This is a genomic window from Microbacterium sp. NPDC056234 (assembly GCF_042267585.1).
GTDB lineage: Bacteria > Actinomycetota > Actinomycetes > Actinomycetales > Microbacteriaceae > Microbacterium.
Genome location: NZ_JBHJTE010000004.1, coordinates 192,989 through 217,766, shown reverse-complemented (window position 1 = coordinate 217,766; position 24,778 = coordinate 192,989). Strand labels below are relative to the sequence as shown.

Annotated in this window: 22 protein-coding genes; 7 read left to right on the top strand and 15 right to left on the bottom strand. The window is 69.0% G+C overall.

Annotated features, from left to right (window positions below):
• Positions 1-17: 17 nt before the first annotated feature.
• Genes ACFCYE_RS12955 through rsmA form a run of 3 tightly spaced genes read right to left on the bottom strand, consistent with a single transcriptional unit; the run spans position 18 to position 2,315 of the window.
• Complete coding sequence (locus tag ACFCYE_RS12955) at positions 18-362, bottom strand: hypothetical protein (RefSeq protein WP_376179297.1); 345 nt, start codon at positions 360-362, stop codon at positions 18-20.
• Between the two features lie 28 nt (positions 363-390).
• Positions 391-1,458, bottom strand: coding sequence for an L-glyceraldehyde 3-phosphate reductase (mgrA, locus tag ACFCYE_RS12950; RefSeq protein ID WP_376179296.1), 1,068 nt, complete (start codon positions 1,456-1,458; stop codon positions 391-393).
• The gene (gene rsmA, locus ACFCYE_RS12945; protein WP_376179294.1) at positions 1,455-2,315 is read right to left on the bottom strand and encodes a 16S rRNA (adenine(1518)-N(6)/adenine(1519)-N(6))-dimethyltransferase RsmA; all 861 of its coding nucleotides are present in this window, start codon (positions 2,313-2,315) and stop codon (positions 1,455-1,457) included. Before rsmA ends, mgrA begins: the two co-directional genes overlap by 4 nt.
• Positions 2,316-2,350: 35 nt before the next feature.
• Here rsmA and ACFCYE_RS12940 point away from each other — a divergent pair, with 35 nt between their 5' ends.
• Positions 2,351-3,619, top strand: coding sequence for an MFS transporter (locus ACFCYE_RS12940; RefSeq protein ID WP_376179293.1), 1,269 nt, complete (start codon positions 2,351-2,353; stop codon positions 3,617-3,619).
• A gap of 3 nt (positions 3,620-3,622) precedes the next feature.
• On the opposite strand, the gene ACFCYE_RS12935 is transcribed toward ACFCYE_RS12940, so the two are convergent.
• Genes ACFCYE_RS12935 through rsmI form a run of 4 tightly spaced genes read right to left on the bottom strand, consistent with a single transcriptional unit; the run spans position 3,623 to position 7,578 of the window.
• The gene (locus ACFCYE_RS12935) at positions 3,623-4,510 is read right to left on the bottom strand and encodes a TatD family hydrolase (protein WP_376179292.1); all 888 of its coding nucleotides are present in this window, start codon (positions 4,508-4,510) and stop codon (positions 3,623-3,625) included.
• Complete coding sequence (metG, locus tag ACFCYE_RS12930; protein WP_376179290.1) at positions 4,507-6,084, bottom strand: methionine--tRNA ligase; 1,578 nt, start codon at positions 6,082-6,084, stop codon at positions 4,507-4,509. Before metG ends, ACFCYE_RS12935 begins: the two co-directional genes overlap by 4 nt.
• A 31-nt stretch (positions 6,085-6,115) precedes the next feature.
• On the bottom strand, positions 6,116-6,757 hold the full coding sequence (locus ACFCYE_RS12925; protein WP_376179289.1) for a class I SAM-dependent methyltransferase: 642 nt from the start codon (positions 6,755-6,757) through the stop codon (positions 6,116-6,118).
• Entirely contained in the window at positions 6,757-7,578 is an 822-nt protein-coding gene (gene rsmI, locus ACFCYE_RS12920; RefSeq protein ID WP_376179288.1) for a 16S rRNA (cytidine(1402)-2'-O)-methyltransferase, read from the bottom strand. Before rsmI ends, ACFCYE_RS12925 begins: the two co-directional genes overlap by 1 nt.
• 36 nt (positions 7,579-7,614) lie before the next feature.
• Between rsmI and ACFCYE_RS12915 the strand changes: the two genes are divergently transcribed.
• Positions 7,615-9,171 carry a dolichyl-phosphate-mannose--protein mannosyltransferase gene (locus tag ACFCYE_RS12915; protein WP_376179286.1) on the top strand — a complete coding sequence of 519 codons (1,557 nt, stop codon included), beginning with the start codon at positions 7,615-7,617 and terminating at the stop codon, positions 9,169-9,171.
• Between the two features lie 120 nt (positions 9,172-9,291).
• On the opposite strand, the gene ACFCYE_RS12910 is transcribed toward ACFCYE_RS12915, so the two are convergent.
• From ACFCYE_RS12910 to ACFCYE_RS12880, 7 genes are all read right to left on the bottom strand, one after another.
• The gene (locus ACFCYE_RS12910) at positions 9,292-10,035 is read right to left on the bottom strand and encodes a phosphotransferase enzyme family protein (protein ID WP_376179285.1); all 744 of its coding nucleotides are present in this window, start codon (positions 10,033-10,035) and stop codon (positions 9,292-9,294) included.
• Between the two features lie 71 nt (positions 10,036-10,106).
• Positions 10,107-11,909, bottom strand: coding sequence for a thioredoxin domain-containing protein (locus ACFCYE_RS12905; RefSeq protein ID WP_376179283.1), 1,803 nt, complete (start codon positions 11,907-11,909; stop codon positions 10,107-10,109).
• 39 nt (positions 11,910-11,948) lie between these two features.
• The gene (msuE, locus tag ACFCYE_RS12900; protein ID WP_376179281.1) at positions 11,949-12,518 is read right to left on the bottom strand and encodes an FMN reductase; all 570 of its coding nucleotides are present in this window, start codon (positions 12,516-12,518) and stop codon (positions 11,949-11,951) included.
• Between the two features lie 74 nt (positions 12,519-12,592).
• Positions 12,593-13,429 (bottom strand): aldo/keto reductase, encoded by an 837-nt coding sequence (locus tag ACFCYE_RS12895; protein WP_376179280.1) that lies wholly within the window; start codon positions 13,427-13,429, stop codon positions 12,593-12,595.
• 53 nt (positions 13,430-13,482) lie between these two features.
• Entirely contained in the window at positions 13,483-13,779 is a 297-nt protein-coding gene (locus ACFCYE_RS12890; protein ID WP_376179279.1) for a transcriptional regulator, read from the bottom strand.
• Complete coding sequence (locus ACFCYE_RS12885; RefSeq protein WP_376179278.1) at positions 13,776-14,429, bottom strand: hypothetical protein; 654 nt, start codon at positions 14,427-14,429, stop codon at positions 13,776-13,778. Before ACFCYE_RS12885 ends, ACFCYE_RS12890 begins: the two co-directional genes overlap by 4 nt.
• A 1-nt stretch (position 14,430) precedes the next feature.
• Positions 14,431-15,207 (bottom strand): lysostaphin resistance A-like protein, encoded by a 777-nt coding sequence (locus ACFCYE_RS12880; RefSeq protein WP_376179276.1) that lies wholly within the window; start codon positions 15,205-15,207, stop codon positions 14,431-14,433.
• 82 nt (positions 15,208-15,289) lie between these two features.
• Between ACFCYE_RS12880 and hrpA the strand changes: the two genes are divergently transcribed.
• From hrpA to ACFCYE_RS12855, 5 genes are all read left to right on the top strand, one after another.
• Positions 15,290-19,312: an ATP-dependent RNA helicase HrpA gene (gene hrpA / locus ACFCYE_RS12875; RefSeq protein ID WP_376179275.1), complete on the top strand. Its 4,023-nt coding sequence runs from the start codon at positions 15,290-15,292 to the stop codon at positions 19,310-19,312.
• A gap of 9 nt (positions 19,313-19,321) precedes the next feature.
• Positions 19,322-20,266, top strand: coding sequence for a zinc-binding alcohol dehydrogenase family protein (locus ACFCYE_RS12870; RefSeq protein ID WP_376179274.1), 945 nt, complete (start codon positions 19,322-19,324; stop codon positions 20,264-20,266).
• An 84-nt stretch (positions 20,267-20,350) separates the two neighbouring features.
• Positions 20,351-21,679, top strand: coding sequence for an O-acetylhomoserine aminocarboxypropyltransferase/cysteine synthase family protein (locus tag ACFCYE_RS12865; RefSeq protein WP_376179272.1), 1,329 nt, complete (start codon positions 20,351-20,353; stop codon positions 21,677-21,679).
• Between the two features lie 37 nt (positions 21,680-21,716).
• Positions 21,717-22,700: a Gfo/Idh/MocA family protein gene (locus ACFCYE_RS12860; protein ID WP_376179270.1), complete on the top strand. Its 984-nt coding sequence runs from the start codon at positions 21,717-21,719 to the stop codon at positions 22,698-22,700.
• A 4-nt stretch (positions 22,701-22,704) separates the two neighbouring features.
• The gene (locus tag ACFCYE_RS12855; RefSeq protein WP_376179268.1) at positions 22,705-23,661 is read left to right on the top strand and encodes an NYN domain-containing protein; all 957 of its coding nucleotides are present in this window, start codon (positions 22,705-22,707) and stop codon (positions 23,659-23,661) included.
• A 61-nt stretch (positions 23,662-23,722) separates the two neighbouring features.
• Here the strand turns inward: ACFCYE_RS12855 and ACFCYE_RS12850 are convergent, their stop codons facing one another.
• Positions 23,723-24,745 (bottom strand): Gfo/Idh/MocA family protein, encoded by a 1,023-nt coding sequence (locus tag ACFCYE_RS12850; RefSeq protein ID WP_376179266.1) that lies wholly within the window; start codon positions 24,743-24,745, stop codon positions 23,723-23,725.
• Positions 24,746-24,778: the final 33 nt, after the last annotated feature.

Sequence of the window (24,778 nt, the reverse complement as noted above, 5' to 3'; positions counted from 1 at the left end):
TCTCGCGGGGGGCGGGCTCACCCCACCAAACACACCCCCCCCCCCCCGTCTCCTTCCCTTCTCTCACCAATCACCCCCCCCCCCCCCCCGGGGGCCCGGGGCCGGCGGGCTCCGTGTTGGCCCCCCCCCATCGCCAGGTTGCGATCGTCCAGCGGCACGGATGCCGGGTCCGCCGCGCCCTTCACGATGATCGAGAAGTCGTCCGCCTGGCGGGCTATCACGTCCTCGTACAGCGAGACCGCCTGGAAGACCGTCGCGAGGGCGTGATAGCCGTCATCGTGCCGATCGCCCACGCCGAGATAGACGTTGATCTTGCCCGGCGCGCGCACGTGCACCGCATCCGGAAAGGGCAACAGGGTCATCTCGGGATCCTCTCGACGCAGAGCGTTGTCAGAGTGTGGACGACTTGGCCCACAGGTCGACGTCGATGCCGCTGGACAGCGCATCGATCCGGGAGAGCTGGTCCGCAGTGAACTCGGGGCCGTCCAGGGCAGCCACGTTCTCGTCGAGCTGCTCAGGGCGCGAAGCTCCGATCAGGGCGGAAGCGACCACCGGGTCGCGCAGCGTCCACTGCAGCGCCATCTGGGCGAGGGACTGCTCGCGCTCCACCGCGATGTCGTTGAGCGCGCGGAGGATCGACAGGCCCTCTTCGCTCAGCGGACGGTCCGGAAGCGAGCGACGCTTCTGCGCGCGCTCCGCGGCGCCCCCGGAGAGGTACTTGTCGGTGAGCAGGCCCTGAGCGAGCGGGGTGAAGGCGATGGCACCGACTCCCTCAGTGCGCAGCGTCTGGGTCAGACCGTCCTCGATCCACCGGTTCAGGATCGAGTACGACGGCTGGTGGATCACCAGCGGCGTGCCGAGGTCGCGGGCGACGGCGACGGCCTTCTCGGTGCGCTCTGCGCTGTACGAGGAGATGCCCACATAGAGGGCCTTGCCCTGGCGCACCAGGGCGTCCAACGCGCCGACGGTCTCCTCGATGGGGGTCACCGGGTCGACACGGTGCGAGTAGAAGATGTCGACGTAGTCGAGACCCATGCGCGTCAGGGACTGCTCCGCGCTGGCGAGGATGTACTTCCGGCTCGCCAGATCGCCGTACGGCCCCGGCCACATGTCCCAGCCGGCCTTCGACGAGATGATCAGCTCATCGCGGTACGGCTTCAGGTCCTCGGCGAGGATGCGTCCGAAGTTCTTCTCCGCCGAACCGTAGGGCGGTCCGTAGTTGTTCGCGAGGTCGAAGTGCGTGATGCCCAGATCGAACGCGTGGCGCAGCAGCGCGCGCTGGTTGTCCATCGGGATGTTGTCGCCGAAGTTCCACCACAGCCCCAGCGAGATCGGGGGCAGGTAGAGACCTGACGAGCCGACCTGTCGGTAGTCGAAGCGGCCGTACCGGTCGGCATCCGCCACGTACGGACGGTGGAGTTCTGGAACGTCTGGGCGGAAGCGCGGGTTCTCGGTCACGATTCCAGGCTAGTCGCCTGCGCGTGCGCGATTCTCACGAAGTCGTCGATCGTCAGCTGCTCGCCGCGGGCGGTCGGCGCGACTCCGGCGCGCTCGAGCACCGCCGTCGCCTCGGCCGACGACCCCGCGAACAGCCCGGAGAGCGCCTGGCGCAGCATCTTGCGACGCTGCTGGAAAGCGGCATCGACGATCCGGAAGGTCGCGCGGCGAAGATCCTCGCCTCCTCGCATCTCGGCGGCGCGCTCGAACGCCACCAGAACGCTGTCGACGTTCGGCACCGGCCAGAACACCTGACGCGAGATCGTTCCGGCGAGCCGCCACGGACCGTACCAGGCCGCTTTCGCACTGGGCGCGCCGTACGCCTTGCTCCCGGGAGGGGCTGCGAGACGTTCGCCGACCTCGGCCTGCACCATGACGACACCGCGCTGCAGATTCGGGAACGTCTCCATGAAATGCAGCAGCACCGGCACCGAGACGTTGTACGGCAGGTTCGCCACGAGGACGGTCGGGGCGCCGGGGAGCTCGGTGACCCGCAGCGCGTCGGCGTCGACGACAGTCAGCGCATCCGCCGCGACGCCGTGGTCCGCGGCCGTCTGCGGCAGCCGTGCGGCGAGGCGATGGTCGATCTCGACGGCGGTGACCGTCGCTCCCGTCTCGAGGATCGCGAGGGTGAGGGACCCCAGCCCTGGCCCGACCTCGACGACACGCTCTCCGGCCTCGACCGCGCCGGCCTGCACGATCTTGCGGACGGTGTTCGCGTCGACGACGAAGTTCTGTCCGAGCTTCTTCGTCGGGGTCACATCGAGGTCTGCGGCGAGCCTGCGGATCTCGGTCGCACCGAGAAGAGTGACGGTCATCCCCCCATTCTCCCCTACCGGGATACGCTGTACGGATGCCCAGCCTCGGTGACCTGATCGCGCCGCGCCGGATGGGCCGGGATTTCCGCTGGCTGCTCGCGTCCTCGTGGACGAGCAACGTGGGCGACGGCGTGGCGCTCGCGGCAGCACCGCTGCTGATCGCCTCCATGACCTCGTCGCCGATCCTGGTCGCATCGGGCGCCATCCTGCAGTTCCTCCCCTGGCTCGTGTTCGGCCTGCACGCCGGAGCGATCGCCGACCGGTTCGACCGACGTCGGCTGGTGATGTTCGCCAACGCCGCCCGTGCGATCGTCCTCGCCGCCCTGTGCGTGTTCCTGATCACCGGGACGGCGAACATCTGGATCGTGCTCGCCGTCGCATTCCTCTACGGCACCGCCGAAGTCTTCGTCGACACAGCGGGCAGCACGCTGCTGCCGATGATCGTGAAGCCGGCGGATCTCGGCATCGGCAACGCCCGCCTGCAGGCGGGATATCTCGTCGCGAACCAGTTCGCAGGGCCGCCACTGGGGGCATTCCTGTTCGCCGCCGGCACGGCGTGGCCGTTCCTGATCGAGGTGCTGTGCGTCACACTCGCGATCGTGCTCGTCTCGCGGATGGCCCGCACGCCGGTCCCGCCGCGCGAGGAGCACGCACCGGTGCACACCGACATCGCACAGGGCCTGAGGTGGTTGTGGCGCAACCCGCCGGTGCGCACGCTCGTGCTGATCATCCTGGTCTTCAACGTGACGTGGGCTGCGCCATGGGGCGTGCTCGTGCTCTACGCGACCGAGCACCTGAACATGGGCGCCGTGGGCTACGGAGCGCTGACGACAGCATCCGCCGCCGGAGGCCTTCTCGCGACGATGAGCTTCGGATGGCTCGAGAAGCGCGTGTCCTTCGCCACGCTCATGCGCGCCTGTCTGTCGCTGGAGGTGCTGATGCATCTGGCGTTCGCCCTGACGAGCACCGGATGGGTCGCCCTGGCCATCATGGCCGTGTTCGGGTTCTACGCCTTCATCTGGGGCACGATCTCGACGACGGTGCGCCAGCGCCTCGTCCCGACCGAGCTGCAGGGCCGGATCGCCTCGGTGAACATGGTCGGCGTCTTCGGCGGGATGGTGCTCGGCCAGGCGCTCGGCGGCGTGATCGCCCAGTTCTGGGGGCTCACCGCCCCGTGGTGGTTCGCATTCGTGGGCGCAGCGATCACGCTGCTGCTGGTGTGGCGTCCGATTTCGCACATCGTCAGCGCGAAGCCCGCGCTGGACGACGCCGCGGAAGACCCGCAGCCTGATCCCGTGGCGTGAGTGTCAGTTCTCGAAGGAACCGTAGACCGCGAGCGTGTTCGCGGCGATCCGGGCGGCGAACTCGTCGACCTCGATCTCGAGCTCGGCGGCCATGAATCGCAGCGTGTGCGGGATCAGGTACGGCGCATTGGGCCGCCCGCGCAGCGGCACCGGGGTGAGGAACGGGGCGTCGGTCTCGACGAGGATCCGCTCCAGCGGCGTGACCTTCAGCGCATCGCGCAGGTTCTGGGCGTTCTTGAACGTCACGTTGCCGGCGAACGAGAGGTAGTACCCGGCATCCGCCGCGATCCGCGCCATCGCATCATCGCCGGAGAAGCAGTGGAACACCGTCCGGTCGGGGGCTCCGACGCGCGTCAGGGTCTCGAGCACGGCGTCGTGGGCGTCGCGATCGTGGATCTGCATCGCGATGCCGTGCTTCTTCGCGAGGGCGATGTGCGCCTCGAAGCTCTCGAACTGGGCGGGGCGCCCTGGCTCCTCCGCGCGGAAGAAGTCGAGCCCCGTCTCACCGATCGCCCGCGTGCGCGGGTGCTCGGCCAGTTCGTCGATGACGGCGATCGCCTCATCCAGCCGACCGGCGGCGGCGTACGTCGGTGCGTCGTTCGGGTGGATCGCCACGGCCGCGAGGACACGGGAGTCCTGCTCGGCCGCCGCGACAGCCCATCGCGACGACTCGATGTCGCCGGATGCCTGCACGACACCGGCGACGCCGACGGCCGAGGCACGATCGAGCTGCTCCGCGAGGCTCAACGGATCGTCGCCGTCGAGGATCTCGAGATGCGCATGGTTGTCGTACACCGGCACTGTGAGCGGCTCCGGCGCGGCCGGGTAACGCAGATCCTTGCGTCCGCTCGTCGAACGCTCGCGGACGTACGTGTCGGGGGTCTCGGTCAAGCCTGCGACTCCACGCGGGGGAACAGCGGGGCGAGTCCGTTGACGTTCGTTCCCGGCTTCAGGATGCCCCAGGCGCCGGCCTCGCGGATCAGCTGATCCTGCAGTCGGCCGATGCTCTCGGCGGCGCCCAGCGAGATCCACAGCTTCTCGGTCGCCTGCGGCATGACCGGGGAGAGCAGTACGGCGAGCGCACGAAGACCCTCGGCGCAGGTGTACAGCACGGTGCCGAGACGGGCGCGCTGATCCTCATCGCGCGCCAGCGCCCAGGGCTCGTTCTCGGTGATGTAGCCGTTCAGCGCATCCACGATCGTCCAGATCCGCGTGATCGCCTCGTCGATGCGGAACTGCTCGATCGCGGCATCCGCAGCCGACGCGGCATCCGCGACGATCTTCTGGATCGCGAGGTCCGCGTCGGAGTAGTCCGCGGCGGGCGGCACGATCCCCTCGAAGTAGCGCTCGATCATGGCGACCGTGCGGGATGCGAGGTTGCCGAAGCCGTTCGCGAGTTCGGCCTGGTACCGGGCGGACAGATCCTCCCAGCTGAACGAGCCGTCCTGACCGAACGCGATGGCCGACAGGAAGTAGAAGCGGTACGCGTCGGAGCCGAAGACGTCCGTGATCTCGGTCGGCGCGATGCCGGTGAGCTTGGACTTGGACATCTTCTCGCCCCCGACGAGCAGCCAGCCGTGCGCGAAGACGCCCTTGGGCACCTCGAGCCCAGCTGCCATCAGCAGTGCGGGCCAGATGACGGCGTGGAAACGCAGGATGTCCTTGCCGACCACGTGATAGGCGGGCCAGCGGCGCTCGAACTGCGCCTCGTCCGAGCCGTAGCCGACGGCGGTCGCGTAGTTGAGCAGAGCATCCACCCACACGTAGATGACATGCGACTCGTCCCACGGCAGCGGGATGCCCCAGTCGAATGTCGAGCGCGAGATCGAGAGGTCCTTCAGCCCCTGGCTCACGAACGAGACGACCTCGTTGCGCGCGGAGTGCGGGCGCACGAAGTCCGGCTCGGTCTTGTACAGCTCGAGCAGACGGTCCTGGAATTCGCTGAGCTTGAAGAAGTAGTTCTTCTCCTGCAGCAGCTCCAGCGGCTTGGAGTGGATCGCGCAGACCTTCAGCCCCTCGAAGGGACCGGTGCCGTCGACGATCTCGGACTCCGGCTTGAACTCCTCGCATCCGACGCAGTACAGGGCCTCGTACTCGCCCGCGTAGATGTAGCCGGCGTCGTACAGGCGCTGGAAGAACACCTGCACGTTGGTCTCGTGCCGCTCCTGCGTGGTGCGGATGAAGTCGTCGTTGGCGACATCCAGCGTCTTCAGCAGCGGGAACCAGCTCTCGGTGACGAGCTTGTCCACCCACTCCTGCGGGGTGACGTTGTTGGCCGCCGCAGCCCGCAGCATCTTCTGACCGTGCTCATCGGTTCCGGTGAGCATCCAGGTGTCGTCCCCGGCCTGGCGGTGCCAGCGTGCGAGCGTGTCCACCGCCACCGAGGTGTACCCGTGACCGATGTGCGGCACATCGGAGGGGTAGTAGATGGGCGTGGTGATGTAGAAGGTTTCGCCTGCGGGCATGGGGTCAATTCTAGGTGCGATCACCGGTGCGTTACGCGCCGGTCGCCGCGGCACCCTCGAGGCGCGTCGCCGTCACCGAACCATGCGGACGCGCGCTCACCTCCCCGGCGCTCCGCTCACGGCGTTCGTGCGCGGTGACGATGAATCCGGCATCCCCCAGCAGGATGCCGAGGGCATCGGCATCCCAGAAGTACGCGGTCGTCACGGCATGCGCGAACGGCTCCCGAGGGGTGCCGTCGAAGAAGCCGATCAGCATCGAGCCACCTGGTCTGAGCACCCTGGCGAGTTCGGCGAGGATCGCACCGAGCTCCTCCGGTGGCGTGTGGATGAGCGAGTACCAGGCCAGGATGCCGCCGAGCGAGGCATCGTCGAAAGGAAGCGCCCTGAACGACGCCTGCTCGAACCGCAGCTCCGGGTAGCGTGACCGCGCCGCCGCCAGGAACTGCGCAGACAGGTCGACCCCGATGACGTCACGGTCCTCCTCGTGGAGGAATCGCGTCCAGTGCCCCGGTCCGCAACCGGCGTCCAGGAGCGGTCCGGCGGTGGCGTCACGCCAGGCTTCGATGAGGCGCCGGTCATCGGCGTCCATCTGCTCGATGGAGCCGGCGATCTCGATGTACTCGGCTGCGCGCGCGTCGTAGGCGGCGGAGACCGAGGAGTCGACCTGCATCATCAGCGCGCGCGGGACGCCAACGCCTGCTGGTACAGGTCGCGCGAGCTCAGCCCTGTGGCAGCGGCGACCTCGGCGCAGGCATCCTTCAATCGGATGCCGGAGGCGACGAGCGCCTGGACCTGCGCCGCCGCATCCTCGGCCGAGGTCTCGACGGGCGCCGCACCTTCGACGACGACGACGATCTCGCCCTTGACGCCCTGCTCGGCCCATTCGACGAGCTCGGATGCCGTCCCCCGACGTACTTCCTCGAACAGTTTCGTCAGCTCACGACACACCGCGATGCGCCGCTCCGGACCGAAGGCGGCGCCCATGTCGGCCAGCGACGAGGCCAATCGCGACGGAGACTCGAAGAAGACCATCGTGCGCTGCTCACCGGCGAGGGCGGTGAGCGTCGACCGCCGCTCCCCCGGCTTCCGCGGCAGGAAGCCCTCGAACGTGAACCGGTCCGTCGGCAGGCCCGAGATCGCGAGGGCCATGAGCACCGCGCTGGGGCCGGGGATCGCCGTGACCGTCACACCGGCGGCGACGGCCGCAGCGACGACGCCGTAGCCGGGGTCGCTGACAGCCGGCATCCCCGCGTCGCTGACGAGCACGACGTCCTGATCGGCCGCGAGCGCGACGAGCTCGGCCGCCTTGTGCTTCTCGTTGTGGTCGTGGAGTGCGATCAGCCGTGGCCGATTCGCGATCTGCAGCGCCTGCAGCAGCCGCTGCGTCGTACGGGTGTCCTCGGCGGCGACCACTTCGGCGTTCTCGAGCACCTCGATCAGGCGCCGCGATGCGTCGCCGAGATTGCCGATCGGAGTGGCGGCGAGGATGATCACACGTTCAGCTTAGGTCGTGAGACATAGGCTGGTGCCGTGACCGCGCCCGTGCCCCTGTTGCCGCCTCCGGCCCAGCGATCGACGCTGTGGGGACGCTTCCGTTCGCGATTCCTCGAGGACCCGGAGTGGACCGGGCTGCTCCGCTGGTTCGTGCCGCTGATCATCACGGCGATCGCAGCGGTTCTGCGGCTGGTCAACCTCGATCGCCCACACACTCTGGCCTTCGACGAGACCTACTACGTCAAGGACGCCTGGGCTCTCTGGACGCTCGGCTACGAGGGCACCTGGGGCGACGGCGCGAACGAGCAGCTCCTCACCGGCGACGCGAGCGCACTCGGCGAGCAGGGCAGCTTCATCGTCCATCCACCGCTGGGCAAGTGGATCATCGCGCTCGGCATGGCGGTGTTCGGCCCCGGCTCGAGTGGCGGATGGCGACTCACGACGGCCGTCCTCGGGGCCGCGACCGTCCTCGTGGTCTACCTGATCGCGCTCGCGATGACGAGGTCCATGCCGGTCGCGGCGATCGCGAGCGGACTGCTGGCGATCGATGGGCTGAGCATCGTGATGAGCCGGATCGCGCTGCTCGACGGCATCCTCACCTTCTTCGTCATGCTGGGCTTCCTGTTCGTCGTGCTGGATCGTCGCCGGACCATTCCGGAGCTGGAAAGAAGGGATGCCGAGGCACCCGACCCGTTCTGGGGACGCGTGCTCTGGCGACGCCCATGGATCGTCGCAGCCGGTCTCGCGCTCGGAGCAGCCACCGCCGTCAAATGGTCGGGCCTGTACGTGCTGGCCGGGCTCGGCATCTACCTGGTCGTCACGGACGCCCTCGCCCGCCGTCGCGCCGGAGTCGTGTTCTGGCCGATGGATGCCGCTGCGCGCCAGGGTCCGGTGACATTCCTGCTGCTCGTTCCACCGGCGCTGCTCGTCTACATCGTGTCCTGGACAGGGTGGCTGGTCACGAGCAGCGGATACGATCGCGCGAGCGATGCGAACCCCCTGACCGCATTGTGGAACTACCACCAGGCGATGTATGGATTCCACGTCGGACTCGCGACCGGGCATCCGTACGCGAGTCCCGCCTGGCAATGGCCGCTGCTGCTGCGACCGACGGCTGTCTGGGTGGACAGCAGCGATCAGTCCTGCTGGGGTACCGACCACTGCATCGCGGTCATCACGGCGGTCCCCAATCCGCTCATCTGGTACGGCGGCATCGCAGCAGCCATCTACCTGCTGTACCGCTTCGTCCGCGGGCTCGTCCAGCGGACACCGATGCCGTGGCAGTACGGGATTCCGCTGGTCGGACTCGCGGTCACGTATGTGCCGTGGTTGCTGACGCCCGGCCGAACGATCTTCCAGTTCTATACGGTCGCGATGATGCCGTTCCTCGTGATCGCGCTCGCGCTCGCGCTGCGCGACCTGGCAGGACGACGGCGCAACCCGCTGCATCGCCGTCAGGCCGGCGAGCGGACGGTCATGGTGTATCTCGTGCTCGCCGTGCTCGTGTCGGCCTTCTTCTACCCGATCTGGACGGGGATCAACGTCCCGTACACCTTCTGGCTCATTCACAACTGGCTTCCGGGGTGGGTGTGACGGTGGACGGTGGCGGTGCGCAGCTGCTCATGGCCACAGCGACGGGGAACTACCGACACGGCGACGAGCGGGGGTCGAAGCGGCATCCGCGCGACTCGGTGTGATCGCGGCTCAGCACGATCACACCGGACGCGCTCGGGTGCGCAGCCGAGTCGCATCGCGGTCGTACATGGCGGCGTGGTCCGCCAGCTCGGGCCTGGTCGATGCGTGCGCTCTGGAATGCACCGCGAGCGAATCCAGGCGCGTTGCCATCATCGTCCACAGTCGTTCGGCATCGGCGTCCGACCCGTAGGCGGACATCAATGCCTCGCGGCGGCCGCGCTCGGCCGCGAGGATCTCGGCTGGAGCATCGGCATCCTCGGCATAGGGCACGAGCCGGTACGCGAGGTAGGCGAGGTCCCAGAGCCGAGGCCCAGGCGATGCGGTGTCGAAATCGATGACGCCGACGAGACGCTCCTGTGCGAAGACGAAGTTGTACGGCGCGAAGTCGTTGTGACAGACCACCTCGATCGGCTCCCGCGCAGGCAACCGCCAACCGGCCGGCGTCCGCGCAAGGTCGATGCTCGCATCGTGGATACGGCGGAGCAGTCTCCCGGCCGCATGCAGATTCTCCTCGCGCCACAGCCAGTCCGGGAGCGGATAGTGGGCGACATCGCCGGGTAAGAAGGAGAGCCGTTCCCGCCCGTCCTCCGTGACGCCGAGGAGGCGAGGCACCCTGTCGATCCCCGCTCGTGCGAGAGTGCCGAGGAGCGCGTGCACGTTCGGTGTCCAGGGGCCGGTCGGGCGCCAGACCTCGTCGCCGACGCGGACGACGTCATTCATGTTGCCGCCGACGAGCGGTCCGGGTTCCGGCGACGCGATCATCTGCCGATCCTATGCATGGCTCGGGCGGTGCACGCCGTGCGACGACGCCTCACCCGACGAACGAGGCGAGATCAGCGCGACTGCTGAATCCCGAGGGGATCGGACGTCGGCAGTCGGCACACGAAGGAGCGGCAGTCGTATGCGAGGCCGTCCGCGTCCGCCTTCCCCTCGAACAGCTCGAATCCGGCATCGGCGAATGCCCGCGCCTGCGCCGGTGCGACCACGGCGATCACATCGGCATCCGCTCCGCGCGCGGCCACCGCCAGCGCAGAGTCCGAATCCGACGTCACCACGACCAGCTGACGCGGTGCGTCCGCGAGCGCCCCCGCAACCGTGAGCAGGCTGCCGTGCCCGAACGGATGCCGCAGCGCGCCCTCCCCGTGCTGCCGCACCCGATCCTCTGCCGCCGCACGATAGCGCTCCCCCGCGCCCAACCGCCACGCGGTCGACGCCGCCTGCGCGACGGCCGAGACGCCGGACGGCAGATCGCCGTCCGTCTGATCCGGAGCCGCCGCAATGCCCTGTGCCGACAGCACCGGGTCGATGTCCGCTCCTTCTGTCAGGATGCCGTCGAGCAGCGACCGCGCCGTCACCGCCCAGGAGACCTCGCCGGTCGCGACCGCGAGCGAGAGAAGGCCGTCTGCGAGCAATCCGAGATCGGCGGCCGTCGCGACGGCGCGCGATGCCGAGCCGTCCAGTGACAGGCGCACGAGTCGGCCGTCGTCAGCACGGTTGGCGGTCAGCACGAAGGATGCGCCCGCGGCCGCGGCATCCACCCACGCCGGCTCTCCGAGGGCAGCCCCGGCGCGGGCCAGCGCGCCGATCGCCAATCCGTTCCAGCCCGTGATCACCTTGCCGTCGACAGCCGGCGGCTCCAGCCCCGCACGCTCCGGCATCTCGCGCAGGTAGTACCCGCCCTCACTGCGCTCTCCATCGATCCAGGACTCCGAATCCTGCGCGGCGCCGAAGCCGCCGCCCTCGCGGCGCAGCACATCGAGCAGGAACGCGCCGATTCCTCGCGCGAGATCCACTGCCCCCTCACGCAGGGCCACGTCCAGCAGCTGGGCGTTGTCGGTCAGCATCCGTTCGTAGTGCGGAACAGTCCAATCGCGCTGGGTCGCGTACCGGAAGAACCCGCCGTCGACGTCGCGCAGCGCGGAGTCCGCCATCGCCGCCAGCGCACGGGATGCCGATGCCGCGGCATCCGTCGCCTCAGCCCGCACGACCGGAGACTGCAGGAAGCCCAGCGTGGTGGCCACCGGGAACTTCGGAGCGCCACCGAAGCCGCCGAACGAGCGGTCCTCCTGCGCCGCGATCGACCGCGCAGCCGCGGCCAGATCCGCCACGGACGGCAGGTCCGTCGGCGCCGAGACGGATGCTTCGGCGAGCGCGTGCGCCACAGCATCCGCCGACTCCACCACCCGGTCGTGACGAACCGTCCATGCCTCCTGCACCGCGGCGAGCACGTCGCGGAAGGCCGGCAGCTGCCCACGCCCCTCGGGCGGCCAGTACGTCCCGGCGAAGAACGTATGGCCCTCGCCGGTCGCGAAGACGGTCAGCGGCCAGCCGAGATTCTGGGTGAAGGCGGATGCTGCCGCCATGTACGCACCATCGACATCCGGATGCTCCTCGCGGTCGACCTTGACGTTCACGAAATCGCGGTTCATGACCGCCGCGATCATCGGGTCCGAGAAGGACTCCCTCGCCATGACGTGGCACCAGTGGCAGGTCGAGTAGCCGATGCTCAGCAGGATCGGAACGTCACGGCGCTGCGCCTCAGCGAACGCCTCGGGACCCCACGGGTACCAATCGACGGGGTTCTCGGCGTGCGAGCGCAGATACGGGCTCAGGGTGTCGGCGAGCCTGTTCGTCATGACCCCACGGTACGCCTCTGTCGTGTGCAGCGCCCCGCCTCAGCCGGCGAGCACCTCGACCGAACGCGAGGCGGCGTAGCCGACCAGCGGCAGTGCACGGTCGGCGGCGAGCGCGATCCGATTCTGCAGGATCTCCGACGTGATCGTGTACCGGTCGAAGTCGGTGTCGCTTGCGTACACGCCGATCGGCAGCGTGAGCGACTGGAAGAACGCGAACAGCGGTCGCAGCTGGTGTTCGATGATGAGAGCGTGCCGCTCACCGCCGCCGGTCGCGGCGAGCAGCACGGGCTTGCCGACCAGATCGTACTGGCCGATGAAATCGAACAGGTGCTTGAACAGCCCCGTGAAGGATGCGCGATACACCGGGCTTCCCACGATCAGCAGATCCGCCTGCTCGATCGCGACCAGGTGCGCTTCGATGTCGCCGGGGAGATCCTTGCGGTGCAGTGCGCCCGCGAAAGCCGGACCGATCGCGGTGAGTTCGATGACCGTGATCTCGGCCGGCGTCCGGTCGGCCACGGCATCCGCGATCGCACGGACGAGAGCGGTCGTCTTGCTGGGCTCGTGGAGCGAACCGGACACGGCCACGATGCGATAAGGAGCTGTCATGTCTGAGGACGGTACCCGCGACGACGCCCCGTGACGCACGGGGCGACACGGGGCGTCATGTGACGGAAGATGACTCAGTTGAATTCGTTCGGGTGCGTGCCGACGCGGCCCGTTCCGTCCAGCGGGTCGATGCCGTCGATGGCAGCCATCTCGGCATCTGTCAGGGTGAAGTCGAACACGTCGATGTTCTCGCGGAGACGCTCGATGCGCACCGACTTCGGGAAGACGATGAAGCCCTTCTGCAGGTGCCAGCGCAGCACGACCTGAGCCGGCGACTTGTCGTGCGCGGTCGCGGCTTCGGCGATCGCCGGCGTTCCGAACAGGTCGTACTTGCCCTGACCAAGAGGACCCCACGACTCGATGCGGATGCCCTTGTCGGCCGCCCACGCGGTGACGTCCCGCTGCTGGTACGCCGGGTGCAGTTCGATCTGGTTGACGGCGGGGAGCACCTGAGTCGAGGCGACGACCCGCTCGAGGTGCGGTACGAGGAAGTTGGAGACCCCGATGCTGGTGGTCAGGCCCTTCTCGCGGATCTCGATCAGCTTCTCCCACGCGTTGACGAAGTTCTCCTTCGCGGGCGTCGGCCAGTGCACGAGGTACAGGTCGACGCGATCGAGGCCGAGCTTGTCGAGGCTCTCCGCGATCGCGTCGTGCGCGTCGTCGCCGTCGTGACGGTCGTTCCACAGCTTCGTCGTCACGAACAGTTCGTCGCGCGGGATGCCGCTGGACGCGATCGCCGCGCCGACGCCTTCCTCGTTGCCGTAGATCGCGGCGGTGTCGATGTGGCGGTAGCCGACCTCGAGCGCTTCGGAGACCGCACGCTCGGTGTCGGCCGGGTCGACCTTGAAGACGCCGTAGCCGAGCTGGGGAATCGAGTGGCCGTCGTTGAGGGAGAGCGTGGGAATCGTCATGGAACCCAGCCTAGGACCGGTGACGACAGGATGACCAGACGCGACGATACGTTTCAGGAGCCACCGCCGAGCACCTCGCGCAGCGCCTGCGTGTAGTCCTCGAACGCGCGACGGCCCCGAACGGAGAGCGCGACGTACGTGACGGGAGTGCGTCCGCGATGCGTCTTCTCCACCACGACGTACTCGGCGTCCTCGAGCTTGCGCAGGTGCGTCGAGAGGTTGCCCGCCGTCATGTCCAGCAGGTCCTGCAGGCGCGGGAACGCGATGCTCTCGTCCGCCGCCAGCGTGGCCAGTGCCGCCGTGATCCGCAGGCGGGCCGCCGCGTGGATGACCGGGTCGAGCTCGGTCATGCGCTGTTCCGCCTTCCCGCCCGACGACGCGCGGAGACGCTCCACCAGAGCGTCCAGACCGCACCGATCAGGAATCCGCCGCCACCGGCGACCGCGAAGACCAGGTAGTGGGTCGGCGCACCGGCGAAGGGTGCGGCCGCACTGACGATGATGGTCCAGACGCCGAGGACGAGCATCGGGATCGCACGCCACAGCGCCGCTCCGACCAGGTACATGAGTCCCACGAAGAACACATACGCGGACGGATAGAGGATGCCGAGCAGCTCGGCATCCATTCCGTTCACGACCAGCGCCTGTCCGATGACGAAGATCGCGACGCTGCCGATCCACCAGGCCTGGCCGTAGACGGCGCCGACGAACGTCGCATCCTTGCCGGCGCGCACTCCTCTGCTCGATCGGGCCGCCAGCACGATCGAGGCAGCGCCGGCCAGGGCGATCAGCACGACGAAGATCGGCGCGGCCGCAGCCATCGGCAGCACCGCCGGCCCTTCGGCCAGCCACAGCGCGGTGAAACCGCCGAACCACGCGAGGCTCCAGGCGAGCAGGATGAACGGCACGAAGGCCCCCATCCTGCCGTTCACGCTGCGCTGCTGATCGCGTGCCAGCTCCAGCATCGCTGCCGGATCGAGGGAAGAGTCGTCTTCGGTCATTTCAGGCTCCGATCGAGGCAACGAGGACGGGGATCGCGAGGGCGGGAAGCGAGAAGACGAGATTGACCAGACCGTGCGCGAACACGAGCGGCATCAGTCTCCGCTGGAATCGATAGATGAGCCCCGACCCCACGCCCCACACGAAGAACGCGCACACGAAGGCGACGACGGCACCGGGGCTCGGTGCGTACCAGACGTGCTGCAGGGCGAAGATCGCCGCGGGGACGACGATCGCGACGAACGTCGGCACCCGCCGCGCCAGCGCCCCCTGCGCATACCCGCGGTAGACGAGCTCCTCGACCGGCGCGTTCAACGGCGCGAAGGTGAGCACGCCGACGATGGCGACGACCGACCAGACGGCCGGGTCGAGCGCCGGGATGCTCGCCGGGTCGAAGAACACCGTCTCCATGGCCGCGAACACCCGGTCGCCGTGCTGCAGCCAGACGACGAGGATGATCGCTCCGGCGAAGGGCAGGTACATCACCACCACCCAGAGAAGTCCCCAGCACAGGTCCGATGCGATGCGGCGAGGCTCGTACGCGAACAGCTCGCGCAGCGTGCGCCCTTCTCTGCGCAGCAGCCGGGTGACGATCATCAGGCACACGAGGTTGACCGGCAGCATCGCGATCACGGCGATGACCGGCGGCGGCGGGAACACGACACCGGGGTCGATCCCGTTGATCGCCAGCCAGGTGAGGGCGGAGGCGGTCGCGACCAGCGCGACCCGCAGCAATGGGAGGCCGACGGCCCACCCCGAGATCCTCCGCTGCTCCTGCACGTTTAACTTTGTAACGCAAAGTACTTTGCATATCAAGACCTCGGCGGCGAGGGACACGCTCCGCGTCGTACGATGGAGGGCTATGTCCTCCCCTGTGATCGCCTATCCCGCCGAGCTGCCCGTCAGCGCGGCCAGGGCGGAGATCGCCGACGCCATCCGCGCGCATCAGGTCGTGATCGTCGCCGGTGCCACCGGGTCTGGCAAGACGACCCAGTTGCCGAAGATCTGCGTCGAGCTGGGGCGCGAGCGCATCGCGCACACCCAGCCGCGGCGTCTGGCCGCGCGCACCATCGCCGAGCGCGTCGCCGAGGAGCTGCACGTGGAGCTCGGCGGGCTCGTCGGCTACAAGGTCCGCTTCACCGATCAGGTCTCGGACGCGACGCAGATCGCGCTGATGACGGACGGCATCCTGCTGAACGAGATCCATCGTGATCGCCTGCTGCGCCGCTACGACACGATCATCATCGACGAAGCGCACGAGCGATCGCTGAACGTCGACTTCCTGCTCGGCTACCTCACGCGCATCCTGCCTGAGCGCCCGGATCTCAAGGTCATCATCACCTCGGCGACGATCGACCCGGAGAGCTTCGCTCGGCATTTCGCGGACGCAGACGGCACTCCCGCCCCCGTGATCGAGGTGTCCGGACGGACGTTCCCGGTCGAGATCCGGTACCGGCCGCTCGTCGATGCGTCCACAACGCCTCAGGAATCGCCCGGATCGACGCCGAATCGGCCGAAACCCGCCGGCGCGAAGCCGACCCCTCGGAGCTCTGAACCGGACGACGAGGTCTCGGCGATCGTCACGGCCCTGCGCGAGCTCGACCGCGAGGCGCAGGGTGACGTGCTCGTCTTCCTCCCCGGCGAGGCGGAGATCCGGGATGCTGCGGATGCGGTCCGTGCCGCGTACGCGAAGGACCGCTCCCCCACCGAGGTCCTTCCGCTGTACGGTCGGCTGTCCGCCGCAGAGCAGCATCGCGTCTTCGAGCGCAGCCGCGTCGCCGGCGTACGACGCCGCGTCGTCCTCGCCACGAACGTCGCAGAGACCAGCCTCACGGTCCCCGGCATCAAGTACGTCATCGATGTAGGCACGGCTCGTATCTCGCGCTACAGCAATCGCTCGAAGGTGCAGCGTCTGCCGATCGAGCCGATCTCGCAGGCCTCGGCCAACCAGCGCTCCGGCCGCGCCGGGCGCACGAGCGACGGCATCGCGATCCGGCTGTACTCCGAGGAGGACTTCGACAAACGTCCGGAATACACCGAACCCGAGATCCTGCGGACGTCGCTCGCCTCGGTCGTGCTGCAGATGCTCTCCCTCGGATTCGGTGACATCCAGGCCTTCCCGTTCCTGACCCCGCCGGATTCGCGTGGCATCAAGGCCGCGTTCGATCTGCTGACCGAGCTCGGCGCTGTGACGCTGACCGACGACACCCCACGGCTCACGCGCATCGGTCGCGACATCTCGCGGATGCCGATCGACCCCCGCTTCGCTCGAATGCTGGTCGAGGCCTCGAAGACCGGCGTCGTCCCCGATGTGCTCGCCATCGTCGCAGGGCTCTCCATCCAGGACGTCCGGGAGCGCCCGTCCCAGGATGCCCCGCAGGGAATACGCGACGAGGCCGAACGCTCGCACGCGCGTTTCGCCGACCCGACCAGCGACTTCCTGACGGTGCTGAACCTCTGGAACCACCTGCGCGAACAGCAGCGCGAGCTGGGCTCCAGCGCCTTCCGGCGGATGTGCCGCAGCGAGCACCTGAACTATGTACGCGTGCGGGAATGGTTCGACGTGCACCGCCAGCTGCGCTCTCTGGTGCGCGAGAAGGAAGTCGGCGGCCGCCCCGCCTCCGACCCGGATGCCGTGCACCGCGCGCTGCTGTCCGGGCTGCTGTCGCAGATCGGCATCCTCGACGAGCGCACCGCGGCCGTGAAGGGCACGAACAGGACACCACCGAAAGAGGCCAAGCGGCGGGTCACGGAGTATCGCGGTGCCCGCGGCATCCGATTCTCGATCTTCCCCGGCTCCGCCCTGCGCAAGAAGAGCCCGAGCGCGGTCATGGCCGCCGAGATCGTCGAGACCTCGCGCCTGTTCGCCCGCACGGCCGCCGCGATCGACCCGGCGTGGGCCGAGGCCCTCGCCGGCGACCTCGCCAAGCGTCAGGTCTCGGAGCCGCACTGGTCCAAGGATGCCGGGGCGGCCGTCGCCTTCGAGAAGGTGATCCTCTTCGGCGTCGAGATCATCCCCCGTCGCCGTGTGCAGTTCGCGCGCATCGATCGCGCGGCCGCCCGCGAGCTGTTCCTTCGGCACGCTCTCGTCGAGGGCGAGTGGGATCCGAGCCGGATCGACAAGCGCGTGAGCGCGTTCTGGCGCAGCAACGGCGAGCTGCGCAAGCGCCTCGAGAAACTCGAAGAGCGCGAGCGACGGCGCGATATCCTCGCCGGCGACGAAGCCGTCTACCGCTTCTACGACGAGCGCATCCCCGCCGACGTCTTCGATGTGCGATCCTTCGAGCGCTGGTGGCGCGAGGCGCTGCAGAAGACTCCGAAGATGCTCGTCATGCGCGAGAGCGATCTGCTGGATGACGCCGACCGTGCCGACCAGAGCGAGTTCCCGACCCGCTGGAACCAGGGGGATCAGGTCCTCGGGCTCGCCTACCGCTTCGAGCCGGGCGCCCCGGACGACGGCGTGAGCGTCGTCGTTCCGCTGGCCCTGCTCGCGCAGATCGACGACCGCGGCTTCGACTGGCAGGTGCCCGGTCTGCGCGCCGAGCTCGTCACCGCCCTGCTGCGCGCGCTCCCGAAGGCAATCCGGCGACACGTCGTCCCTGCCGCCGACTGGGCGGACAAGTTCGGCGAGGCTCTCGCTGCCGACGGGCCGGAGCATCACAACGGCCTGCCGCCTCGGTCTCTCAAGGAGTCGCTGGCGAAGCTCATCCAGCCGCTGGCGAATCAGCCCGTGTCCGCCGCCGACTTCGACGATGAGCGCGTCGCAGGGCACCTGCGGATGAACTTCCGTGCCGTCGACGAGCGCGGCCGCGTGGCCGGCTCCGCGCGCGACCTCACCCGCCTGCAGGAGGAGCTCGCCGACCGGGCTCGTGCCAGCGTCGCCCGTTCGATCGCGCGTCCAGCGGCTGAACGAGGACGGCGCCCCGAGACGGCGATGGCCGCGGCCCTTCGACAGGCTCAGGGCTCTCCGGAAGGCCCGGCGTCGGAGCAGAGCGCGAGCGCACCGACCGTGCGCGAGCAGGACGGCCTGACCGCCTGGACGTTCGGCGCGCTGCCGCAGGTCCTGGACACCCGCGTCGCCGGTGGCGTCGTGCGCGGGTACCCGGCGATCGTCGATGCCGGCAAGACCGTGTCCGTCCGGGTGGAGGCGACGGCGGATGCCGCGGAGAAGGCGACGCGCGACGGCATCCTGCGTCTGGTGCTGCTGAACGTCCCTTCGCCGTCGTCGTACATCCAGGGGCACCTGACCAGCCAGGAGAAGTTGGCGCTGGCCGCCTCTCCGTACCAGAACGTCGCAGCGCTGATCGAGGACGCCAGAGCGGCCGTCGTCCGCGCCATGATCGAGGCCGCGGCACCGGACGGCATCGTCCGCACCGAAGCCGAGTTCTCCCGTGTCCGCGACGAGGTCAACGCCGGGCTCGTCGAACGGCTCTTCGCCTGCGTGTCGCTGGTCGCGAAGATCCTGATGAAGGCCCGTGACATCGAACGGGACATCAAGTCGCAGAACTCGCTCGCCCTCCTCGGACCGCTGAACGACATCCGCTCCCAGCTCGCCGGGCTCGTGCGCCCTGGGTTCATCTCGGCGACCGGCACGGAGCGCCTCGCGCACCTGCCGCGCTACCTCGACGGGATGCTCGACCGCCTCAACATCCTCGCGAACGAGCCGGGCAAGGATCGTGCGCGGATGACCGAGTACGAGCGGATGGCGCGCGTGTTCGAGGACGCCGGCGGGACGATCCCGCTGCCGGAGGACGCGCCGCCGACGCTCATCGACACCCGATGGCTGCTCGAGGAGTACCGGATCAGCGTGTTCGCGCAGCGCCTCGGGACGGCGCAACCGGTCTCGCCGCAGCGGATCCAGAAGGTGCTCGCCGGCGCGCGATAGCCTGGCTGCATGGCACGCGCGATCGTCTACACCGAAATCGGCACCCCTGACGTCCTGCAGCTCGTGGAGATCCCCGATCCCGTCGCCGGACCAGGCGAAGCGGTCGTGCGGATCGAAGCCGCCGGCGTCAACCCCCTCGATGCGAAGCTGCGCCGCGGCGCACGCCCTTCTCCCCCGATCACCGAGCCGCGCCGCGTCGGATTCGATGGGGCGGGCACCATCGAGAGCATCGGCGACGACGTCACGGGCTTCTCCGTCGGCGACCGCGTCGCGATCCGCGAGACCGTGGGAACCTACGCGACGCATCTGGCAGTCCCGGTTCAGCGACTGTCTCTGCTTCCGGATGCCGTGACCGCCGCCGAGGGCGCGAGTCTCAGCATCCCGATCGGTACGGCGTATCAGTGTCTCCGCTCCCTGGGAGTCGGCCAGGGCGACACGCTGCTCGTGCACGCGGGCTCGGGCGCGGTAGGGCAGGCCGCGATCCAGTTCGCCGTGTCGTGGGGTGCCACGGTCATCGCCACCGGCAGCCCGTCGCGTCACGAGCAACTGCGTGATCTCGGCGCGATTCCGGTGGCGTACGGTGAAGGACTCGCCGACCGGGTGCGTGAGGCCGCCCCCGGCGGCATCACCGTGGCGCTGGACTGCATCGGCACCGACGAGGCGATCGAGGTATCCAAACAGCTGGTCGCCGATCACGATCGCATCGCGACGATCGTCCGCGGCCCCGATGCGGCGGAGCTCGGCATCCGTGCCTTCAGCGGCGGCGCCCCGCAGCCCCTGACCGCCGAAGAGCTCGCCTGGCGCGCCGAGGCGGTGCCGGTCGCGATCGCACTGCTCGCGGACGGCGACTTCCAGATCGAGCTCGGACCCGAACTCCCGCTCGCCGAGGCATCCCACGCCCACGAGCTGATCGAGGCGCACGCCGCCAGGGGCAAGATCGTCCTGGTCCCGTGAGCATGGCCTCTTAAGCACGCGCACGGCCCGCAACACTTCGACACACGCACGCGTGCGTGTGTCGCACGCCGTGACAATGGACGGATGACCGCTTCCGCCGACCCAGGCTCGACCGCCTTCGCCACCCGGCAGATCCAGGCGGGGTACCTGCCAGGCACCCCGCAGAACAGCGCTGTCCCGCCGATCTACCAGACGGCGGCGTTCCAGTTCGCGTCCTTGGCGGATGCCGCGGATCTGTTCGCCCTGCGCAAGGCGGGAAACCTGTACAGCCGCAACGCGAGCCCGACCCAGCAGGTGCTCGAGGATCGCGTCACCGCTCTCGAGGGCGGCGTCTCGGCGGTCGCCGTCGCCTCCGGGCAGGCCGCGGTCGCGGTGACCCTGCTCGCGCTCGCAGGCCGTGGCGGGCACATCGTCGCCGCCGACCAGCTCTACGGCGGAACCGTCGACCTGCTGCAGGAGACGTTCGACGACTTCGGCATCCCGGTGACGTTCGTGAACCAGGATGACGCGGATGCCTGGCGCGCCGCGATCCGCCCCGACACGCGCGTCCTCTTCGCAGAGTCGGTCGCGAACCCGATCGCGCAGGTGCTCGACATCCGGCTCGTCGCCGACATCGCGCATGAGGCCGGCGTCCCCCTCGTGATCGACAACACCGTCGGCACGCCCTATCTCGTGCGCCCTGGCGAGCACGGCGCCGACTTCGTCGTCCACTCGGCGACCAAGTTCCTCTCCGGCCACGGCACCTCCCTCGGAGGCGTCGTCGTCGACCAGGGCACGTTCGACTTCGGAGCGGAGCCGCAGCGGTGGCCGCAGTTCACCGCGCCGTACGCGCGGTTCGGAGAGCTCGTGCTCTGGGAGCGCTTCGGCATCGGCTTCGCATTCGGCGCGCTGGTGAAGTCCAAGTACGTGCACGATCTCGGACCATCGCTGTCTCCCTTCAACGCGTGGCAGATCCTGCAGGGCATCGAGACGCTGGATCTGCGGGTCGCGCGTCAGAGCGCGACGGCGCTGACGATCGCCGAGCACCTGGCGCAGCATCCGAAGGTCGCCGCCGTCCACCACCCCGGTCTGACGGGGAACCCGTGGAACGCCCTCGCCCAGCGCTACCTGCCGCGCGGCGTGCCCTCGGTGTTCTCGTTCGACCTCGCCGGGGACATCGACGGTGACGAGGACCCGGCGGCGCACGCACGCGCGGCGCGCGTGATCGACAATCTCACGGTGGTCCGGCTGATCGCGAACATCGGCGATGCCCGCAGCATGGTGGCGCATCCGGCATCCATGACCCATTCGCACCTGAGCCCCGCGCAGCGCGCAGCGGCCGGCATCTCGCTGAACACGATCCGCTTCTCGGCGGGCCTGGAGGACCCAGCCGACCTCGTCGCCGACCTGAACCAGGCGCTGGCCCTGCTCTGACGGAATCCGCGGACGGCGCGGCCGGTACGCTGAGACCATGACTGGTCTGCGCTGGGGAATCCTCGCCACCGGCGGCATCGCCGCCTCGTTCGCCTCCGATCTGCGCACCGCCGGACTCGATCTCGTCGCCGTCGGGTCGCGCTCGCAGGATTCCGCCGACGCGTTCGCCGAGCGGTTCGACATCCCCAGGGCGCACGGTTCTTATCACGCGCTCGCAACCGACCCGGACGTCGACATCATCTACGTCGCGACCCCGCACCCGATGCACCATGCCGATGCCCGCCTCGCGCTGGAGAACGGCAAGCACGCCCTCGTCGAGAAGGCGTTCACCGTGAACCGCGCCGAGGCCGACGACCTGCAGCGCCTCGCCGCGGACAAGGGACTGCTGGTCATGGAGGCGATGTGGACGCGCTACCTGCCCCACATGGTCCGCATCAGGGAGCTGATCGCCGACGGCGCGCTCGGTGAGATCCGCGCCGTCACCGCCGATCACACCCAGAAGATCACGACCGACCCCGCTCACCGGCTGAACGCGCTCGAGCTCGGCGGCGGTGCCCTGCTGGACCTCGGCATCTATCCGATCTCGTTCATCTGGGACATCCTCGGCGAACCGGAGACGATCAAGGCCGTCGCCCGCCTGGGCGAGACGGGGGCGGATGCCGAGGTCGCTACCGTGATGACGCACGCCGGCGGCGCCGTGTCCACGAGCGTCTCCTCCGCGCGAGCGGTGGGGCCGAACAGCGCCTCCGTCATCGGCACCGAGGGACGCATCGACATCGACCGGGTCTGGTACGCGCCGACCTCGTTCCGCCTGGTGGCTCCCGACGGCACGGTCCGCGAGAGCTACGCATCCGCGATCGACGGCCGCGGCATGCAGTATCAGGCGCTGGCTGCCGAACGACTCGTGGCCCGCGGCACTCCCGAGGGCGACATCCTGCCCATCGCCGAGAGCGTCGCCATCATGGCGACGCTGGATGAGATCCGCGCCCAGATCGGCGTGCGGTACCCGAACGAGGGATGACTTCATGGCCGAAACGCAGGACACCCGCGTCGCCGTCTACTTGGACTTCGACAACATCGTCATCTCCTGGTACGACCGCGTCCACGGGCGCAACGCCTATGGCAAGGACCGTCAGCGCATCACGGAGAATCCCAACGACCCGGAGGTCGCCGAGCGCCTGAAGCGGGCGATGATCGAGGTGGGCGCCATCATCGACTATGCCGCCTCGTTCGGCACGCTCGTGCTCACACGGGCTTACGCGGACTGGTCGTCGCCGGTGAACGCCGTGTACCGCTCTCAGCTGGTCGCCCGCGCCGTGGACCTCGTGCAGCTGTTCCCTGCGGCTGCATATGCCAAGAACGGCGCAGACATCCGCCTCGCCGTGGATGCCGTCGAGGACATGTTCCGCCTCCCGGACCTCACCCACGTCGTGATCGTGGCCGGCGACAGCGACTACGTACCGCTCGCGCAGCGCTGCAAGCGCCTCGGTCGCTACGTGATCGGCGTCGGCGTCGCCGGCTCCACCGCGAAGTCGCTGGCGGCCGCATGCGACGAGTTCGAGGCGTACGACTCGCTTCCCGGCGTGGTGCGTCCGACCGCGAAAGCACCGGCCGCCGTCGTCGCCCCCGAGCCGGAGCCGGAGCCGGATGCCGTCGCCGAGACCCCCGTCAAGGCCAAGACGCCTCGGTCACGCGCGAAGAAGGCGCCGAAGGCCGCCGAGCCGGAAGCCCCCCAGCTCACCGAGCAGGAGGAGGCGACCCAGCTGCTGGAGCGCGCCCTTCGCCTCGGCCATGACAAGGCCGACGCCGACGAATGGCTGCACAGCTCGGCCGTCAAGACGCACATGCGCCGCATGGATCCGTCGTTCAGCGAGAAGGCCCTCGGCCATCGATCGTTCTCGGACTTCCTGAAGTCCCGCGATGACATCGCGGAGCTGGAGGAGACCGGACACGAACGGCTGGTCCGGCTGCGCGAGCGCTGAGGCAGCGCCCTGATCGTGTCCGGCCGGTCGGTGTGATCGTCGCCGAGGGCGCGATGACCGACTATTCCGCCTGAGATCGGATCTGCCGACGCACCTCGTCCAGCACCCGCAGCACCGCGATCGAGTCGTCGAGCGAATGCAGCGGCGATTGCATCCGTCCCTCCGCCACGTAGGCGGCGAGCGCCGCAGCCTGCCAGGCGAGGCCGTCGCGACCGGCCAGCCCGCTGTCATCGACCCATTCGTGCTCGCGCCCGTCGCTGATGACGCTCAGCCGCGCGGGGAAGACGAAGCTCGAATCGAACAGGACGCTGCCGGTCGTCCCGTACACCGCTGCCAGTCCGGGCGTCGTCGCCGTGGCGGATGCGGTGAGCGACGCCGATGCGCCGGTCGCGCTGCGCAACGAGATGACCGCCTCGACCTCCGCGGTCGTCGGCGCGATGCTGCCGATCGCATGCACGCCATCGATGGATCCGAGGATGGAATGCGCGAACCAGAGCGGGTAGACACCGGCATCGAGCATCACGCCGCCTCCGACCATCGGGTCGAAGCGCGGATCCCCCGTCGCGAACTCCCACCGCCACCCGAGATCAGCCGTCACCGTGCGCACGTCGCCCAGAGCTCCGTCAGCGAGCAGTCGCGCGATCAGATCCGACTGGGGCAGGTACCGGGTCCACATCGCCTCCATGGCGAAGACACCGGCGGCCCGCGCAGCCGCGGCGATCTGCTCGGCCTCAATGGCGTCGAGCGCCATCGGCTTCTCGATCAGCACGTGCTTTCCGGCGGCGATCGCGGCGAGGGCGAGCGGACGGTGCTGCGCGTGCGGGGCCGCGACATAGACGACATCGACATCCGCCGAGGCGAGCAGCGCCTCGTGACCTTCGAACGCGTGCGGTATCGCGTGACGGTCGGCGAACGCCCTGGAGCGTTCCATGGACCGCGATGCGACGGCGATGACGCGCTGATCCGTGTTCCTGTGCAACGTGCTCACCCAGTCGTGCGCGATGCCGCCCGGCCCGAGCACTCCCCAGCGCAGTCCAGGGCCTCCGCGCAGCGGTGCGACGGACGGCTCAGGCAGCGTCAGCACGTCCGCACCATGGTCGTGTGCGGATCGTCTTCG